Annotated in this window: 10 protein-coding genes and 1 pseudogene; 3 read left to right on the top strand and 8 right to left on the bottom strand. The window is 61.3% G+C overall.

Features of this window, described 5'->3' with window-relative positions; genetic code table 11:
• On the bottom strand, nucleotides 1–3,015 hold a 3,015-nt coding region (locus AC1ECN_RS35800; protein WP_477955701.1), incomplete at its 3' end, for a maltotransferase domain-containing protein.
• A gap of 692 nt (nucleotides 3,016–3,707) precedes the next feature.
• Between AC1ECN_RS35800 and AC1ECN_RS35795 the strand changes: the two genes are divergently transcribed.
• Nucleotides 3,708–4,589, top strand: a complete 882-nt coding sequence (locus AC1ECN_RS35795; protein WP_024319678.1) for an MBL fold metallo-hydrolase — start codon at nucleotides 3,708–3,710, stop codon at nucleotides 4,587–4,589.
• A 21-nt stretch (nucleotides 4,590–4,610) separates the two neighbouring features.
• On the top strand, nucleotides 4,611–5,381 hold the full coding sequence (locus tag AC1ECN_RS35790; protein ID WP_024319677.1) for a phosphotransferase enzyme family protein: 771 nt from the start codon (nucleotides 4,611–4,613) through the stop codon (nucleotides 5,379–5,381).
• 44 nt (nucleotides 5,382–5,425) lie between these two features.
• Here AC1ECN_RS35790 and AC1ECN_RS35785 read toward each other — a convergent pair whose 3' ends face one another.
• Together AC1ECN_RS35785 and AC1ECN_RS35780 are read right to left on the bottom strand one after the other, a co-directional pair.
• Nucleotides 5,426–6,469 carry a magnesium and cobalt transport protein CorA gene (locus AC1ECN_RS35785; protein WP_024319676.1) on the bottom strand — a complete coding sequence of 348 codons (1,044 nt, stop codon included), beginning with the start codon at nucleotides 6,467–6,469 and terminating at the stop codon, nucleotides 5,426–5,428.
• 164 nt (nucleotides 6,470–6,633) lie between these two features.
• Nucleotides 6,634–7,329, bottom strand: a pseudogene (locus AC1ECN_RS35780) (DUF4272 domain-containing protein); the annotation flags it as partial.
• Between the two features lie 199 nt (nucleotides 7,330–7,528).
• Here AC1ECN_RS35780 and AC1ECN_RS35775 point away from each other — a divergent pair.
• The gene (locus AC1ECN_RS35775; RefSeq protein WP_024319675.1) at nucleotides 7,529–9,412 is read left to right on the top strand and encodes a HAMP domain-containing methyl-accepting chemotaxis protein; all 1,884 of its coding nucleotides are present in this window, start codon (nucleotides 7,529–7,531) and stop codon (nucleotides 9,410–9,412) included.
• A 66-nt stretch (nucleotides 9,413–9,478) separates the two neighbouring features.
• On the opposite strand, the gene AC1ECN_RS35770 is transcribed toward AC1ECN_RS35775, so the two are convergent.
• From AC1ECN_RS35770 to AC1ECN_RS35750, 5 genes are all read right to left on the bottom strand, one after another.
• The gene (locus AC1ECN_RS35770; RefSeq protein WP_018073008.1) at nucleotides 9,479–10,930 is read right to left on the bottom strand and encodes an NCS1 family nucleobase:cation symporter-1; all 1,452 of its coding nucleotides are present in this window, start codon (nucleotides 10,928–10,930) and stop codon (nucleotides 9,479–9,481) included.
• A 152-nt stretch (nucleotides 10,931–11,082) separates the two neighbouring features.
• Nucleotides 11,083–12,264, bottom strand: a complete 1,182-nt coding sequence (locus AC1ECN_RS35765) for an alpha/beta hydrolase (protein ID WP_027688276.1) — start codon at nucleotides 12,262–12,264, stop codon at nucleotides 11,083–11,085.
• 76 nt (nucleotides 12,265–12,340) lie between these two features.
• Nucleotides 12,341–15,412, bottom strand: coding sequence for an efflux RND transporter permease subunit (locus tag AC1ECN_RS35760; RefSeq protein WP_477955697.1), 3,072 nt, complete (start codon nucleotides 15,410–15,412; stop codon nucleotides 12,341–12,343).
• On the bottom strand, nucleotides 15,409–16,494 hold the full coding sequence (locus tag AC1ECN_RS35755; protein WP_130656995.1) for an efflux RND transporter periplasmic adaptor subunit: 1,086 nt from the start codon (nucleotides 16,492–16,494) through the stop codon (nucleotides 15,409–15,411). The genes AC1ECN_RS35760 and AC1ECN_RS35755 overlap by 4 nt, the downstream gene beginning before the upstream one ends.
• Nucleotides 16,491–17,564 (bottom strand): efflux RND transporter periplasmic adaptor subunit, encoded by a 1,074-nt coding sequence (locus AC1ECN_RS35750; RefSeq protein WP_130663346.1) that lies wholly within the window; start codon nucleotides 17,562–17,564, stop codon nucleotides 16,491–16,493. The genes AC1ECN_RS35755 and AC1ECN_RS35750 overlap by 4 nt, the downstream gene beginning before the upstream one ends.
• Nucleotides 17,565–17,700 lie beyond the last annotated feature (136 nt).

Below are 17,700 nucleotides of genomic sequence, written 5' to 3'. Positions count from 1 at the left end.
CAACAGGACGTTGTCGCGGGCACGGCTTGCCTTCTCGAAAAACAGGATATTGTCATTTCGCGCGTTCAGCAGCGTCAACCCGAGATGCGAATGCAGCGCGGTGTTTTCGTTCCGGATGCGGTTGAGCGTCCTGATTTYGGCAATGATATTGCCCGGCCGGTCGTAGTCCCAGGCTCGAATCTCATACTTTTCGCTGTCGGCATATTCCTTGCGCTTGGCATCGGGACGCCCCTCGCAAAGTTCGAAACCGTTATAGACGCCCCACAACCCCGAAAGGGTAGCGGCAAGTGCTGCGCGGATCAGAAAGGCCGGGCGCGGCGCGTTCTGCAGGAAATCCGGATTGATATCATGGGTGTTGACGAAGAAATGGGGGCGGAAGAATTCCTTCGGCGCCGTCTCGGTCAGCTCCCGCATATATTGCTCAAGCTCCCACTTGGCATTGCGCCAGGTGAAGTAGGTGTAGGATTGGGAGAAGCCGATCTTTGCCAGCCGGTACATGACCTTCGGCTTGGTGAAGGCTTCCGACAGGAAGACGACATCTGGATGACGTCCCCTGATATCGCCGATCAGCCATTCCCAGAACGGAAAGGGTTTTGTGTGCGGATTGTCGACGCGAAACAGCTTGACGCCCTGGTCCACCCAAAGCTGGACGACATCCCTGAGTTCCACCCACAGCGAAGGCAGCGCATCTCTGGTGTAGAAATCGACGTTGACGATGTCCTCGTATTTCTTCGGCGGGTTTTCGGCATATTTGATCGTGCCGTCCGGGCGCCAGTCGAACCAGCCGGGATGCTCCTTGAGCCAGGGATGATCCGGCGACGCCTGGATTGCGAGGTCGAGAGCGATCTCCAGGCCATGTCGGCCTGCCGCCTCGACCAGCCGGCGGAAATCCTCGAACTCGCCGAGCTCGGGATGGATGGCGTCATGGCCGCCGTCCTCGGAGCCGATCGCATAGGGACTTCCGGGGTCGTCCGGCCCGGCTTTCAGGCTGTTGTTGCGGCCTTTCCGATTGGTCGAGCCGATCGGATGAATCGGCGGGAAATAGAGCACGTCGAAGCCCATGTCACGGATGGTGGGCAATCTCGGGATGACGTCGTCGAAGGTGCCGTGCCGGTCCGGATCGCCGCTCTGCGAGCGCGGGAAGATCTGGTACCAGCTGGCAAAGGCAGCCTCCTTGCGTTCGGCATCGACGGCGCTTGCCGTCGAGCGAAGCCGAAACGGCCGCCTGTCCGCCTTGTTCATCAAATCGGATGTCCCGGCATCGAGCAGGACCGCCGTGCGCTCGGCATCGGATGCCCTTTCGAGATGGTCGACGAGGGCCTTTAATTCGGCGCGGAGCGCGGCACCTGCATGCATCTCGGCCGAACGGACGAGCTTTATCCCCTCCTGGAGTTCAAGCTTCAGGTCCAGCCTGGCATCGTTCTTCTTCGTCAGTTCGTAGCGAAAGATCGCAAACGGGTTCTTCCATGCCTCGACGGCAAACTCATAGCGTCCAATGCGCTCCAGCAGGAATTCAGCGCGCCAGCGGTCGTTTTCGACCAGTTGCATCTCCGTCTCGTTCCAGTCCGCCGCATCGAGCGGCCGCCAGAGCAGGACCGCTGCGATCGGGTCGTGGCCGTCGGCGAATATATCCGCTTCGACGGTGACGGTGTCGCCGACCACCCGCTTGACGGGAAAGCGCCCGCCGTCGACTTGCGGCGTGATGTTTTCGATGGCGAGCCGCGGGGATGCTGTCGCCTGCGCGACGTCGAGGATCGGCCGGGATGTGATCGGTGCCGGCGCCTTGCCCTCCACTACTAGGGTCTCCCCTGCCCGCAGCCGCAGAGCCGTGCCGTCGGCGGCGACGGGAAGAAAGCCTGAGGCTGCTTCGCGCAGTGCGGTTACCGGAGCTGGCGCACTTTTCCGAAGGTCCCTGTTGAGCAGGATAAACCGCACATTCTCGGCGCTGCGAAGGTCCTCCGCCGCCGATTGCAGCAGTGCTGAGACCGGGCCACTGGCATTGCGGATGAGCCGAAGCGATGAGGAAGGCACATGGGGGTTCTTGCCGATCTCCGTGTTCGCAAGGCGAATTTCGGAGGAGATATCGAAGGCCAGATCATGACGCAGCCCCCGCAAGCCCGTTCCGTTCCCATGGGTCGGATCGAGCGGCGTGGCTGCACCATATTCGAAGCCCATCGGAACCATCAGGCCGCCGCCGAGCGAAGCAGCAAGGCGCAGCGCCCTGACGGCGCGCCTTTCGAGGATTTCGCGGCTTTCGGTTCCGTGCGCGATCCGCCTGCCGAATGGCGGCTCCGGAAAAGCGATCTGCCAGCCGAGCGGCTTCTGGACGCGGTGTTCTTCGACGAACCATCTCTCGTCGAAATCCCACCAGGCCATCGATGAAAAACATCCGTCGAAGCCCGTATTCTTGACCGCGCTCCTCGCCCCAAAATCAGTGCCGGGCGTCCAGGCGAGGAATTGCGCGTCCGCCTTCTCGCGCACCGCCGAAATCAACGATTTGAACGCAGCCGGCGCAATGCGATCAATCCCGAGCGCCCGGTAGCCGGAGAGGCCGAGACCGACCAGCCCCCGCAGCCGTTCGGTCCATTCTTCCAACAGCCGGGATTGAGACTCAGCCGCCATCGCGCTCATCGGCTCCGTCGGATCCAATGGTGAGCGTCTCGGATCGACAGGATGAAAGCCCGCCTCGGGATCCCGGGCCTTGCCGTCGAGCATCAGGTCCATCATCAAGGCGACGCCGCTCTTGCGGGCAGCGTCCGTCAGGCGCGCCACCCCATCCTCGACTGCACTTCCGAGCGACAGTTGAGGATCGAGGCGGCCCAGATCCTGAGAAGCAAAGATGCTGCGCTCCCCGCCCCGGTCGAAGAGAGGTGCCGTCAGCACACGGTCGAACCCGGTCTCCGCCGCATGGTCGAAAACCTCGCGCCACGCATCGATACCCTGAAGAAGGAGTGGATTGACATAATAGATCCGGGGTGGGGTGCTCAACACACCCTGGTTTGGAGAGAATGACATCGGCCGCCGCTCGAGTTTGCTTTGAAGGCAAACTTCTGTTGGCGGCGGTTGTTCCACTGAAACTGCCAATTCGCGATGCGCAGACATCGTCGGCCGCACTGGCGCGGGATCGATGGGACACGTACGAAGGCGCTCGCTTCCGCCGAGAGGCCTTGAAGGTTCGTGCCGAATTTGGGTAGTCTTCCGCTTCCCGGGAGGGGGACCCATATGGCTTCTGAGGGCGCACCATTGTTTCGATCGATACTCTCAAGCGCTGCCCTGTCGGCTTGCGCGTTGTGCCTTGCCTCCTGGAGCATCGAGACCGATCGCTCCACCAAGGACACGCACGGCCTGTTCGAATTCCGCGAGGAGGCCAGGCACTTCATTTCGCACGAAAACGCCAGGGGGCATCAGCAATGGGACGTGCTGGAGCCGAACCTGAAGACGCGGGTTCCCCGATGCGCGGTCCCGCTCGAAACACGGTGGACGCCGAAGAGCTATGGCCGCTCGAAACCGAGCGTGATGGTCATATGCCCGGTCGCAGTCCCGAACACCGCGATGAGACGCTGGGATGTCCATGTTCCGGTAGAGCGCAAGCCAAATCAGACGGGAAGCCCCGCCGCCGCCCCGCACCGTTCTGAAAGATCAGGCGCCCGAACGAGACTTGATGTATCCGAATGAAATCACTGCGATTGCAATAGAGGCGAGCAGACGTGAACCCATCGGTGGAATTATGTTCATATCCCGAACTTGATGATCGAATCGTGATCGTCAGGGCGGGGGACGAGGTTGATAGCGTGTTTGTCCGGACCGAAAGGTTCAATGTGCTGATCGATACGCTCGGAACGCCCGAACAGTGCCTGACGGCGCTGGACCTGCTCGGGGAACAGATGAACGCTCGTCCGCTGATCGTCATCAATTCGCACATGGATTGGGATCATTTCTGGGGGAATGCCGCCATTGCGGGGCGCGCTCCGATTATCGCGCATGCCGCCACGCTCGACCGTTTACGCGACCCTTCCGCACGGGAAGTCCTGAGGGACAAGGCAAGCCAGGAGCCGAGGTTTCGGAACGTCGACCTCATCGGTCCCGATATTACGTTCTCCGGCTCGATGACCCTCAACGGCGGCGATCTGACGCTGGAGCTCATTCATACGCCGGGACATACGCCCGACCATGTCGCCGTATGGATTCCCGAACTTCGCATCTGCCTGGCCGTCGACGCGGTGGAATACCCCATCCCCGAAGTCTGGGGCAAAAATGCAGGCGACCTGCGCTCGATCCGTTCCTCGCTCGAGCGGATACGTGACCTGGATGCAAGACTGGTCATCCCGGCGCACGGTCGGACGCACTCTCCTTCGGCGGTGGATGGCAACCTGGCCTATTTCCAAGCTCTGGCCGATCGTGTCGGCAGTTTGAGCGAGAGCCAGCTGGCGGACCCGCAACTCGGTGGTTCAAGCGGCCTGCGGCTTGAAGACTTCGTCCCCATTCCCGACGGAATGCCTTCCGACGTGGAGGCCTTCTATCGGAACTGCCATGAGACAAACCTTGGCGCCACGGTTCAGGCCCATATCGAAAAACTGAAATTCGCATAGAGGACGTCTGGAGACCGGAAAATGAAACTGTTGGAGGGCGGACGAGCCGGGCAGATCTGGCGTGACGGCAACACCGTGATCAGGCCTTCCGGCGCATGGACGCCGACGGTGCACCGGTTTTTGCGCCATCTGAGAAGCAGAGGCTTTCCGGGAGCGCCTGACCCCATTGAAATAACCGGGAACCAGGAAGTCGTCAGTTATGTCAGCGGGCGCGTCTGCGAAGACTTGAGCGACCAGTTTGTCGGGTCGGAGCGCATGCTGCTTTCCGCAGCCAGGCTACTGCGCGAATTTCATTCGGCATCTCAAGGGTTTCTGGAATCGGATCGCGCGGTCCAGGCATGGATGCTGCCGCCGCAGGAACCGCGCGAGATCATATGCCATGGAGATTATGCGCCCTACAATGTCGCCACAGCAGGTCATGAGGCCGTCGGGATCATTGATTTCGACACCGCTCATCCCGCACCCCGCATATGGGATCTGGCCTATTCGGTTTACCGCTGGGCGCCGCTCTCCGATCCTGCCAATCCTGATGTGACCTTCGGCCTCGACGATCAACTGCAGCGGGCGGAGATTTTCTGCACGGCATATGGGGCGACGATGCAAGAACGGCTCCAACTGCCGGAGATGATCTGCCGACGGCTTCAGGCGCTCATCGATTACATTTTGCCAAGTGCGGCGGCCGGAGATGAGACATTCGCGGAGCACGTGGCTAGAGGAGACGCCTGGCTGTATCTGAGCGATATGCATTATGTTCGAAGCCATCGGAATCGGCTGCTGAAGGCCCTGTGCTGACGCACCTTCGCCAACTCGAATGTCCAGCCTGCCGCATGCCCACCCTACAGCCATTTCCTCCGGCGGAAGAAGCCGAAAAGGACAAGGCACAAGGTGGCGATGACGCCAAGCACGACGAAATAGCCATACTGGGTTTTCAGCTCCGGCATATCGCTGAAATTCATCCCGTAGATGCCGGCGATCGCTGTGGGGACGGCAAGGATCGCCGCCCAGGCGGCGAGCTTGCGGGCAATCGCCGTCTGCTCCGACTGGCCGATCATCACGCTCGCCTCGAAGGCGAAGGCCAGCACCTCGCGCAGCGCGTCGATATCTTCCTGAACGCGGCGCACGTGGTCCGTTACATCGCGAAACAGCGATTGCAGCGTCGGATCCATGCCGGGAAGATCAGTGTGCTCGTATCGCCGACAGACGTCGACAAGCGGCACCACGGCGTTGCGCAGCCGCAGCAGCCTGCGCCGCAACAGGTAAAGCCGCTCGATATCGGACTTTGTCAGCTGTTCGCGCAGCACCAGATCCTCGATATTCTCGACCTCGTCCTGCACGACCTCGATGACAGGCATGTAGTTGTCGACGATGAAATCGAGGATGGAATAGAGAATGTAGTTCTCGCCGTGGGCAAGGGCCGCCGGCGTCGCCTCGCATCGCTGCCGCACCGCCAGATAGGAGGAAGAGTCGCCGTGACGAACGGAGACGACATAACCGCGGCCGACGAACAGGTGCGTTTCGCCGAAGATGATTTCGCCGTCCTTCATGTGCGCGGTCCGGGCGACGATGAACATCGCCTCCCCGTAGATCTCCAGTTTCGGGCGCTGGTGGGGCTGCGCCGCATCCTCGATCGCCAGCGGATGGAGATTGAACTCGGCCTGGACCTGGCTCAGCAGCACTTCGTCAGGCTCGTGCAGACCGATCCACACGATCGCCTTCTCTCGGCCCCGCCATTCGCCAGCCTCCTCTATCCTGATGTCGCGAATGCGTTGCCCATGCTGGTAAACGGCGGCAGCCACGACGCCGGGCCGTTCATAGGGAGGCGATGTGGAACCGCTAGCCCCCTGCGCGGGATTACTCCCCAGATTCTTCAGCTGTTCCAAATCCTGCCGTCCTCCACTCCGCACGGATCACATGTCCGCGGCCAGCTCCTCCGCCAGTCAGGCGCTCAGCCGATCATAATGCTATTTCGTAAAACATGCATCACCGCGTCGGCGCGGGGAGCTAATCGAGTTAACATGCCGCGCGGCAGCATCATGTGTCTGTGGATATCGTCCCAATCCTGATCCAAGTAGCCGGTCAGCCAGTTGAGGGCGTAGTGTCGTTCGTAAACCACGCCCTTGTCCAAGCCGGCAGGGGGCTCTTCGCCCTTCAGCCGTGCGTTCACGGCGGCCCAATCGTAGCGGTAGATCAAGTCGGCGGCGTCGAGCAGCTCCTTCTGTGGGCGCAGCTTTGCGCGACGCATCAGCCCGTCCGTCCCCAGTTCACGAAGTGTGTTGGCAATGAATGGCACGTCGCAAATGTGGTCGGGGCGTCCAAGATCAGAGGTGATCCCGAGCGCCCATAACATGACGTGCACACCCTCGTAACGCCAGGCGAAGTTCGTCCGGTCCTGATCCGAGGGATCGGGATCGTCCATGAACGCCTGTTCCTTAGGGGTGAAAAAACTTGCCGCGTCGAACTGCCGGATGAGACCCTGGCCCATTTCGTGGTCGCCGGTCTCGCCTTTCACGGCAACGATCGCAAGCGCAATCGCCCGCTGAACGACAGCCTTTGTATTTCGGCGGGTACTCTCGCTCTCGGGCTCGATGGTCGGCAGATGATCGATGATCGGCACGCCTTCCGATTGTAGCTGGGCGATAGACCGGGCTTTGCGTGCCCCCGCCTCGTCAGCGGGTTGCGAAACGGCTGCCTGCACCGGAAGGATCAATGCGAGAAGGGCGGAAAATATGCGCTTCATCATTTTTGGCTCCTGTCATCCCTGACGCTGCATCGATAGGCATTTTCCTGCTTTAGCGGGAGCTGAGCGCGAAGGTGGCGACGGTTTTCCGGAAAATTGGTAAACGGCATTTTTACATATGGAACAGATCGTTAAATTATTTTCCTTACAAAAGTTCTCGGTCAAGCCGGTATGAAGCCGGACTGTTCGATGGGGATTTTTGATGCGTCGTCCAAACATAAAATCGAGCTTGCTGTTGATTTTCAGTGGCATAGCTCTTCTTTTCGGGCTTGTCGCTTATCTCGCGGTCGACGGTCTTCGAAAGACGAATGGCTCCACCGAAGAAATTGCGACCAACTGGCTGCCGAGCGTGCAGGCGTCGCAGGCGATCAATCTCACCATGACGAATTTGCGCTTAGCCTACCGTGATCACATCATCGCGCAGTCGGATGCGGAAAAGAAAACGCGCGAAGAGGCCATTAAAGTCGCCGAGGATACAGTTGGCAAAGCGGTGGACGCCTATCTTACGCTGGCTTCATCCGACCACGAGCGCGAACTGATCAAGACGATCAAGGAGAGCGTTGGTGGCTACATTGCCAGCAGCTCGCAGCTGCTTGTCCTTTCCCGGGCCAACAAGACCGAGGAAGCGGGGCAATATCTGGGTGGAGAGATGCGCTCTTATTCGGATAAGCTCAAGGAAGCCACGGCGGCCCTGGTCGAACTGAACGTTAGCGGCAGCAACAAGGCCGCCGAACTCAGCAAGGAGACCTTCGCCTCGATAGAATTCGATCTGTTTGCCGCGATCGGGTTTGCGGGATTGCTCGTTCTCGGCGCCGTCGTGTTCGTGCTGACGGGCATCGCCAATCCGATTACCGGCATCACCGCCTCGATGCGGCGGCTGGCCGACGGAGACACCGGTTCGGAGATCCCGTTTGCCGACCGTGCCGACGAAATCGGATCGATGGCGGGGGCGGTCGAGATCTTCCGCCAGGCCGCGATCACCAACAAGCGGATGACAATCGAAGCCGAGGAAAACCGCAACAGGGCGGAGGCCGATCGCCTCGCCGCTCAGCAGCAGGCGGAAGCCGACGCCTCGGAGCGGCTGCGCATCGCCACCTCGGGCCTCGCCGCCGGTTTGAAGCGGCTGGCAGGAGGCGATCTCGCCTTCCAGCTCAACGAGACCTTCGCACCCGACTTCGAGGCGCTGCGCCATGACTTCAACCAGTCCGTCAACCAGCTTGGCGCGACGCTGAGAGCAATTTCCGACAGCATCGGCACGATCGACGAAGGCACGCGGGAAATCTCCTCCGGAGCGAGCGATCTTGCAAAGCGCACGGAGCAGCAGGCGGCCTCGCTCGAAGAGACGGCAGCAGCACTGGAAGAGATCACGGCAAACGTGTCGAACTCCAGCAAGCGAACCGAGGAGACGCGCACGGTGGCCACGGAGGCAAATCGCAGCGCCGGGATCTCCGCGGAAGTCGTTTCTCACGCCGAAGAGGCGATGGGACGCATTGAGACCTCGTCGCAGCAGATTTCCAATATCATCAGCGTCATCGACGAAATTGCATTCCAGACCAATCTTCTCGCCCTCAATGCTGGCGTAGAAGCGGCAAGAGCCGGTGAGGCCGGCAAGGGCTTCGCCGTCGTCGCCCAGGAAGTGCGCGAACTCGCCCAGCGCTCGGCAAGTGCTGCCAAGGAAATCAAGGGCCTTATCCAGAACTCCTCGAAGGAGGTCGAAGGCGGGGTCAAGCTGGTGCGCGATACCGGCCAGGCGTTGAAGACCATCGGCGGCTTCATCACCCAGATCAATCACCATATGGATTCGATCGCCACCTCAGCGAAAGAGCAGTCCATCGGCCTCAGCGAAGTCAACGTCGCGGTCAACCGGATGGACCAGACCACGCAACAGAACGCAACCATGGTGCAACAGTCGACGGCGGCATCCGATTCGCTCGCGCAGGAGGCCCAGAAGCTTCGCGAACTCATCGCCCAGTTCAAGCTCGATGATGTGGCCTCCAGCCATTCCTCAGCCCTTCGCTCGACGGCGAGAACGATGGCGCAGCCCGCGGCTCGTGCAGCCGTGCATGCGGTTGGCGCTCGCCGCTGAAACAGGCGGCAACAGGAAATCCAACATCAAAAGGCGCCCGGCGATTGCCGGGCGCCTTTCATTAAGTCATGACGCGAAGGCCGGATTGCGCCGCGCGCCCATTCTCAACACGAAATAGATCGCCCCGCCGATGGCGACGCCGAAGAACCAGCCGTAGGTTCCCCACCAGTCCGGCAGGATGGTGGTGAAGGTCGGCAGGATCGAAGAGAAGAGCACGCCCACCGCAAATGCGATGAAGGCATTGCCGTGCCATCCGTTCTGGAACCGGAACTCGCCATTCTCATGATAGAGCGCTTCGACGTTCAGCTGGCTTCTCCGGATAAGATAGTAATCCACCATCATGATGCCGAAGATCGGCCCCATCGTCGATCCGATGAAATTGACGAAATGCGCCGCACCCGTCTCCCAGGGAGCAAACGGGTAAAGCACGAGAGCGATCAGGGCGGCGATATATCCCCCGCGTTTGAAGTTGATCTGGCGCGGGAACACATTGGCGAAGTCGAAGGCCGGCGACACGAAGTTTGCCACGACGTTGATGCCGAGCGTTGCGATCGCGAATGTCAGCGCGGCCAGTAGCGCCAGGAACCAGCTGTCGAATTTCGCCGATATCTGTTCCGGATGCAGAAGCACCTCTCCGTAGACGGTGAAGGCGGCGGTGGTCGTCACACCTGCGACAAGGCAAAACGCCAGGAGGTTGATCGGCAGCCCCCAAAGGTTGCCTTTCTTGAGCGCCTTCTCGCTCGTTGCGTAGCGCGAGAAATCGCAGAAGTTCAGGTAAAGTGCTGCGAAATAGGTGATCCAGGTGGCGGCCACGGCAGCTAGCGCTGCAATCGAACCAGGCTCACCCGGCACGCCCGCATCCTTGGTCTTTTCGATCAGCACGTCGCGCGGGATTTCGGACCCGAAGGAGAAGGTGCCGGACTTGACGACCAGATAGACCGCAAGGACCAGCATCATGATCCAGACGGCCGGACCCGCCCAATCCTGGAACTTGCGAACCGTTTCCATCCCACGCTGAATGATCAGCAGCTGCAGCGCCCAGACGATGACGTAGCAGATGACCTCGAGGGTCGAGTGACCGAGGAAGTGGCTGTTCTGGTGAAAGGCAAGCAGGCTGTCGTTGCGGATCAGCAAGGCAACGATGGCGCCGGATGCGGCGGCGGTCTGGGCCCCGTACCAGAAGCAGGCGACCACCGCCCGGACAAGTGCCGGCACGTTCGCCCCGAACGTGCCGAAGGAGGCGCGCGCCAGAACCGGAAAGGGTACGCCGGTGCGCACGCCGGCATTGCCGACCAGGCTCATCAGAATGAAGATGACCAGCGATCCAATGCCGATGGCGATGACGAAATTGACGAAGCTGCCGCACAGCAGGAACAAGCTCGCCGCCAGATAGTAGCCCCACAGGCTGTGGACGTCTGATGTCCAGACGTTAAAGATGCTGAATGCACCCCATTTACGCTCCTCGGCGGGTGCAAGATCCTCGTTGTATAACGAGGGAGACGGATTTCGTACGCTCATGAATGCCCTCCCCTATCCTTGAGGCCAAATCGACCACAGGCGGAAGTCTGCTCTTCATTTGTGCAGATGACAATTTAATAGTCACTTTATACACATCTCTTGACGATGCCTCAGGATTAGCCATGCGCGCCCGCCCGAGACACCAGATCTCATCATTGCGAGCCGACGACACGTCCGGCCAGGCGAAACGGACTTGCGACTGCGGCGCCGGCGGCATCGAAGACATAGGCGCCAACATCGCCGGCGGTCGACCGCCTTCCGCTTTCGAAGGAGGCAAGCTGCGCGCCGAACTTGGCGAGCGATGCGTAGCGGTCATGCCCCAGCCCGTCGGATGCCTGGATCGACGTGATGTCGATGACCCGAAGCCTTTCCTTCAAGGCAGCCTCCTTGATGACGGGATCGTCGATATCGAGGCGTCCGACACGCGCCCGCTCTCCCGCTATGAAGCTCGAGGCCACCAGCGCCCGGTCGTCCTTCGAAACGAGAAGAGATATCGGGATCGGCATCCGCCCGATATCCTTCAGCTGGGACCGGAAAACATCGACGTCGATGTCAGGGGCGGCGAGAATCACCGCCAGTTTGCCGATGACGTCGTCGCGATGCTGCAGTTTGAGCTGGCGCACCGTCTCCATGACCAGGAATCCGCCCATGCTGTGCCCGAAAAGGATGATGCGTTTCACCTTTCCGGAAGTCGAGAGCGAGGTGACAAGCGAGTCGAGGTCGCTGCGCGAGGAAAGGGCCGCATCGCGGTCGGCGACATAGCCGGCGACGGCCGCCGCCGAAGGCCACGAAAACAGGATCGGAGAGCCTGGAATATTGGCGTCCGCGGCGATCTGCGCGGTGCGAAACAACGCCTCCTGATAGCTATAGTTGTAGCCGTGGACAAAGATGCCGACGGTGCCGTCGGACTGCGTGGAGCGGAGCGCCTCCTCTAGGAAGGCGTCCTTTGCAAGCTGCTTGCGCCTGATAACGGCAAATTGGCGTTCGGGATCCGGTCTCGAGTTCGGATAGGTGATCGCGGTGTCCTTCCGGCCGGGAGGGACCGAAAACGCATATTGCTCGTAGGTGAGATTGTCAGCCCAGGCGCTCCCGAACCCGCCGCGTGCGGTGTCGAGGCTCCTGTTCGTCGCAGCGAGCACGTTCACCCGGCTTGGGGCGGCTTCTTCGGAGTGAAGCGATGCGTTCAGATGAGCTGGGAGATGAACGGGCTGATGGACCGGGTTCAACACATCGGGCGACGGTCTTGTGGCGCAACCAGCAAGCATCGCCAGGCCGATTGCGACCAGCATCGCCTTGGCCCTCATCGGAAACCTGTCCAAACGCTGTTCCGTCATCGAACTCTCTCCTCGGAGACCAGGACATGCAGCGGCCGCCGCGGCGGCCACACGCGATGGACGTAAAAGCCCATGCTCATGCCTTTGCCGCGGCTTCGGCCTGAACACCTTCATCCCTCGGAATCCTGAACCACGCGACATAGAGCGCAGGCAGGAACAGCAGGGTGAGCGCGGTTCCGACGACGATACCGCCCATCATGGCGTAGGCCATCGGCCCCCAGAAGATCTCGCGCGAGATCGGGATCAGCGCCAGCGTGGCTGCCGCGGCCGTCAGCATGATCGGTCGCATGCGGTGTTCGGTTGCCTCGATGACCGCCTGCCAGGGCGCCATTCCTTCACTGCGCAGATGTTCGATCTGGACGACCAGAATGACGGAGTTGCGGATCAGGATGCCGATCAGCGCCAGCACGCCGAGGATCGCGACGAAGCCCATGGGAGCATTGCTCAGCAAAAGTGCTGCGACCACGCCGATCAGGGCCGTCGGCGCGACGGCGAACACCAGGAAGAGGCGGCTGAAGCTTTGCAGCTGGATCATCAGGATCGTCGCCATCGCAAACAGCATCAGCGGAGCGACCGCCACGATCGGCCCCTGTGAGTCGGCGCTGGATTCGACCGCCCCGCCGACTTCTACCTTGTATCCCACGGGAAGGTTTTTCTGAAATTCTTCCACCTTGGGCTTGAGTTGGTCGACGATCGTGGCCGGTTGCGTTGGACCGACGACGGCCGCCTTGACAGTTATGGTGGGTTGCCTGTCGCGACGCCAGATCGTCGGCTGCTCGAGTTCGTAGCGGAAATTCGCCACGGCGGAGAGAGGCACGACCTTGCCGTTGGAGGTGGAGAGCTGCAGGTTCTCAAGCGTCTGGATGGAGTCGCGCTCGGATGCCCTGGCGCGGCCGATGACGTTGACCAGGTAGATGTCGTCTCGAACCTGGGTGGCCGTCGAGCCTTCGACGATGCCGTTAAGGGCGGTAGCAATGTCCTCGGAGGAGACGCCGAGCTGGCGCGCCTTGTCCTGCAGGACATCGACCTTCACCACGCGGGACGGCTCGTTCCAGTCCAGGACCATGTTTGCCAGAAGCGGGTGCGATCCCATGACGCCGGCAAACTGCTGCGAGAGGTCGCGGACCTTTTGAACATCGGGGCCGGTGATCCGGTACTGGACCGGCTTGCCTACCGGCGGACCGATGTCGAGAAGCTTCACGAAGGCGTCGGTGCCAGGGAAGGTCTTTGTCAGATAGTCCTGCAGTTCCGCCCGCACCTTGTCGCGCACGTCGAGCCCTTTGGTGACGATGATCGTCTGTCCGAACGACACGTCGGGCGTCTGTACGTCGAAGGACAGAATGAAGCGTGGCGCGCCCTGGCCGACATAGGTCGTCCAATGATCGATATCCTTGTTGTCGGCCAGCATCTCCTTTTCGAATCTCGCCATCTGCCTGTTGGTTTCGGCGATCGAACTGTTGTGGGGGAGGTTCCAGTCGATGACCAGCTCGGTCCTGTCCGAGCTCGGAAAGAACTGCTGCTGCACCAGCCCCATGCCGCCAATCGAAAGCGCGAAAACGCCAACCGTCAGAATGATGGTGACCCAGCGCCAGCGCATCGCCAGCCCCAGAAGCCAAGAGAAGACCGAGGCGAAGCGGCCCTTCTTTTCGTGATGCGATTTCATCGTCTTCGGCAGGATCGTGACGCCGAGAAGCGGCGTGAACAGCACCGCCACCACCCAGGAGACGATCAGCGAAACTGCGATGACCACGAAAAGCGTGAAGGTGAATTCACCGGCGGCGCTGTTGTTGAGACCAACCGGAATGAAGCCCGCAACGGTGACGAGCGTTCCCGTCAGCATCGGAAAGGCGGTCGACGTATAAACGTGGGTGGCGGCCTTCCTGAGATCGTCGCCCGCCTCCAGGCGGGCCACCATCATCTCGACGGCGATCATGGCGTCGTCGACAAGCAGCCCGAGCGCAATGATGAGCGCGCCGAGCGAGATGCGCTGAAGCGAAATGCCGGAATATTCCATCACCACGAAGGTGATCGCCAGGACGAGCGGAATGGAGATAGCCACCACCATGCCGGCGCGAAGACCAAGGCTGATGAAGCTGATGATCAGCACGATGACGATCGCTTCGAAGAGCGCGCGGGTAAATCCGGACACCGCTTCGTCGACAACGGCCGGCTGATCGGAAACGCGGTGGACATCCACGCCGATCGGAAGGTCAGCGACGACACGTTTCATCTGCGCGTCGAGCCCCTCGCCGAACTCCAGAAGATTGGCGCCCTGCTTCATGCCGATCGCAAGCCCGATCGCCGGCTGGCCGTTGAAGCGGAACAGCGCCGACGGCGGATCCACGTAGCCGCGTTTGATCGTGGCGACATCGCTCAGCGGAAAGAAGCGGTCGTTGATCCGAAGATTGATCGATCTCAGGCTGTCCTCGGACGTGAACTGTCCACTCACCCGCAAGGCGATGCGCTCCGGCCCGGCGTCAACGAAGCCGGACTGCGTGRCGGCATTCTGCGCCTGCAGGGTCTGGATGACCGACTGCTGGTCGATCCCGAGCGCTGCGATCTGGCGTGTGGAGAATTCGAGATAGATCGCCTCGTCCTGGGCGCCGATCACATCGACCTTGCCGACGTTGGGCACGGTCAGAACCTTAGAACGGGCGTCTTCCACGAGATCGCGAAGCTGGCGCTGGGTAAGGCCGTCGCTGGTGAAGGCGTAGATGTTTCCGAAGACGTCGCCGAAGCGATCGTTGAAGAAAGGACCGACGACCCCGGTGGGGAAATCGCCCTTGATGTCGGCGATCATGTTGCGGATGCGCAGCCAGGTCGGCGCGACATCCTTGGCCTTGGTCGTTGGCAACAGCTCGACGAAGACTGTCGTCTGGCCGGCAACGGTCTCGCTCTTGGTGTAGTCAAGCGATTCCAGTTCCTGGAGCTTCTTCTCGATCCTGTCGGTCACCTGCCGCGTCACCTCTTCGGCGGAGGCGCCGGGCCACTGGGCGGTGATCACCATCGTCTTGATCGTGAAGTTCGGGTCTTCCTCGCGGCCGAGCTTCACGTAGGAGAAGGCGCCTGCGAGAATGAAGACGATCATGAAGTACCAGACGAGCGAACGGTGTTCGAGCGCCCAGTCGGAAAGATTGAAGGACTTCACTGGCTGATCTCCTGGTCGATCCTGATGGCCTGGCCATCTTCGAGTTTATGCACGCCTGCCACGACCACCCTTTCTCCGGGGGCGAGCCCTTCGCTGACGCGGACCGTGCCGCCGTCTTCGACGTCACCGTCGATCTTGACGCGGCGAAGTGATACCTTCCTGGCCGGCGCATCGACGATCCAGACGCTCGGGCCGTCGCTGCCGACAAGGATTGCGGAGGAAGGCAGGACGATCTGCGGATCGGCTGCAATGGTTGCCGAGGCTGATATGACGGAGCCCAGCCGGAAGGTGGCGGGGGGATCGCTCAGTGCGATCTTGGTCCTGCTCGTGCGGGTGGACGTCTCCGCCTCTGGTGCTATTTCACGCACGATCCCGGACGTGCGGATGGTCGGATCGAGCTGCAGCGTCACCTCGAAGGGCGCGCCGATCTTCAGTTTCTGGGCGGCTGCCTGGGGCACGTCGACCACGGCATCGCGCTTGTCCGGCCGTGCGATAGTGACGACCGTCTGGCCGGCCGACACCACCTGTCCGACCTCGGCCGAGGTCGCCGTCACCACCCCGTCGAATTCCGCCCGAAGCTGCGCGTAGCCGAGTTGCTCCGTGGCCTTGTCGAGATTGGCCTGTGCCTTGGCGACGGCGGCGGCCGCCGTCCGCCTTGCCTGTTCGGCCTCTTCGAGCGAGGCTTCGGTGCCTGAGCGCGACTCCAGCAACGCGCGCTGGCGCTGCTCTGTGGTCACCGCGTTCCTGAGCTGGGCGTCGCTGTTCTCCACGTCAGACTGCGCGTTGCGCACGGCAAGCTCCAGCGCCAGCGGATCGATGGCGGCAACGACATCATCCTTCTTGACGAGATCGCCGACATTGACGTTGCGGGCGATCATCCGCCCGAGAATCCGGAAGCCGAGTTCGGTCTCGATCGTCGGTTCGATCGTGCCGGTCAGGCTCAAGCTCGAAGACGACGTTTGCTTGACTGTCATCGACAGCACGGGACGGGGCGCTTCCTCCTTGCTTTCCTCCTGCGGCGTGCAGGAGGAGATCAGGGCCGTACCCATCATCAGTGCGACTATCTTGGGACGAATAATCACTTGGAAGCTTCCTTGACATAAGACACGATTTCACCCGGCCTGAGGAACTTGGTTCCGTCGGCCACCACGACCTCTCCTTCCGACACGCCTGACTTGACGATGAAGCTGCCGGTCTCGTAGCCGGAGACATCCACCGCCCTTGCCGAAACCGCAGACGATGCTGGATCGACAATCCATACGGCCGGCTTGCCGTCCTTGGATGTCATGGCGGACCAGGGAAGCTGGATGACGTCCTGCGAGACATAATCGAATCTTCCGACGACGGGAGCGCCGAGGGGGATCGGAGCGTCGCTCGATATCGCGACCTTGACCTTGATGGTTCCGGTGGAGGAATCGATCGTCGGCGAAATCTCGCGAACCTTCGCCGCGATCTTCTGCGAGGGGTTCGACAGAAGGGCCACGGTCCCGTCGCCGTCGATCGGCCGCAGGAACGCGCTTTCGACCACTTCAAAGACGGCATCCCGGTCGCCGTCATGGGCAAGCGTGAAGACGACCTGGGCGGCCTGCGCCACCTGCCCGACCTCGGCATTGCGGGCGGTGATCATCCCGTCGGCGTCCGCCTTCAGCTCTGTGTAGGACAGAGTATCCTGAGCGGTTTCCAACAGCGCCTGCGCCGACTTCGTCGATGCCTGCGCGGTCAGAAGCGCCTCCTGCGCCTGGTCGAGTGCCGCACGCGTCGTCACCTGCGTTCGAAAGAGGCTCTGCTGGCGGTCGTATGCGAGCTGCGCCTGGGTTTGCTGCGCCTCAGCCGACTGAAGATTGGCAGCTGCCACATCCAGCTCGGCCTTCTGCTCTTCAGGATCGATCCGCGCGAGGAGCTGCCCCGCCTTCACGGACTGTCCGACTTCCACCAGCCGCTCGATGATCTTGCCGCTGACGCGGAAGGACAGATCGGTCTGCACACGGGCGCGGACTTCGCCGGTGACCGCGCCACCTTGGACCAGCGGCTCAGGCTTGGCGACGACGACGCCGACCTGCCGTGCGGTTGGCTCAGTCGGCCCGCGCTCATCGCTGCATGATCCGAGACCGACGGCGCATGCGATCGCTGTGGCGACCAGAATGGTTCTCATAGTTGACCTCTTGCTCTCAACGGCAGCTGCTATATAATTGACTGACGTATTAGTCAATGAAACTTTGCGCCGCAGGGACGAGGGCGTGCGCAACAAGGGAGGCGAGGCAAATGGCAGCTCAGAAGAAGATCACGCG

The organism is Rhizobium sp. 01N447_2 (assembly GCF_056399245.1).
The sequence above is the reverse complement of the archived record's forward strand: the minus strand, read 5'-3'. Positions and strand labels throughout refer to the sequence as shown.

Bases quoted from the DNA above. Each gene is read 5' to 3' on its own strand.
- AC1ECN_RS35790 (WP_024319677.1), top strand. From the start codon at position 4,611: ATGAAACTGTTGGAGGGCGGACGAGCCGGGCAGATCTGGCGTGACGGC.
- AC1ECN_RS35775 (WP_024319675.1), top strand. From the start codon at position 7,529: ATGCGTCGTCCAAACATAAAATCGAGCTTGCTGTTGATTTTCAGTGGC.
- AC1ECN_RS35770 (WP_018073008.1), bottom strand. From the start codon at position 10,930: ATGAGCGTACGAAATCCGTCTCCCTCGTTATACAACGAGGATCTTGCA.
- AC1ECN_RS35765 (WP_027688276.1), bottom strand. From the start codon at position 12,264: ATGACGGAACAGCGTTTGGACAGGTTTCCGATGAGGGCCAAGGCGATG.
- AC1ECN_RS35750 (WP_130663346.1), bottom strand. From the start codon at position 17,564: ATGAGAACCATTCTGGTCGCCACAGCGATCGCATGCGCCGTCGGTCTC.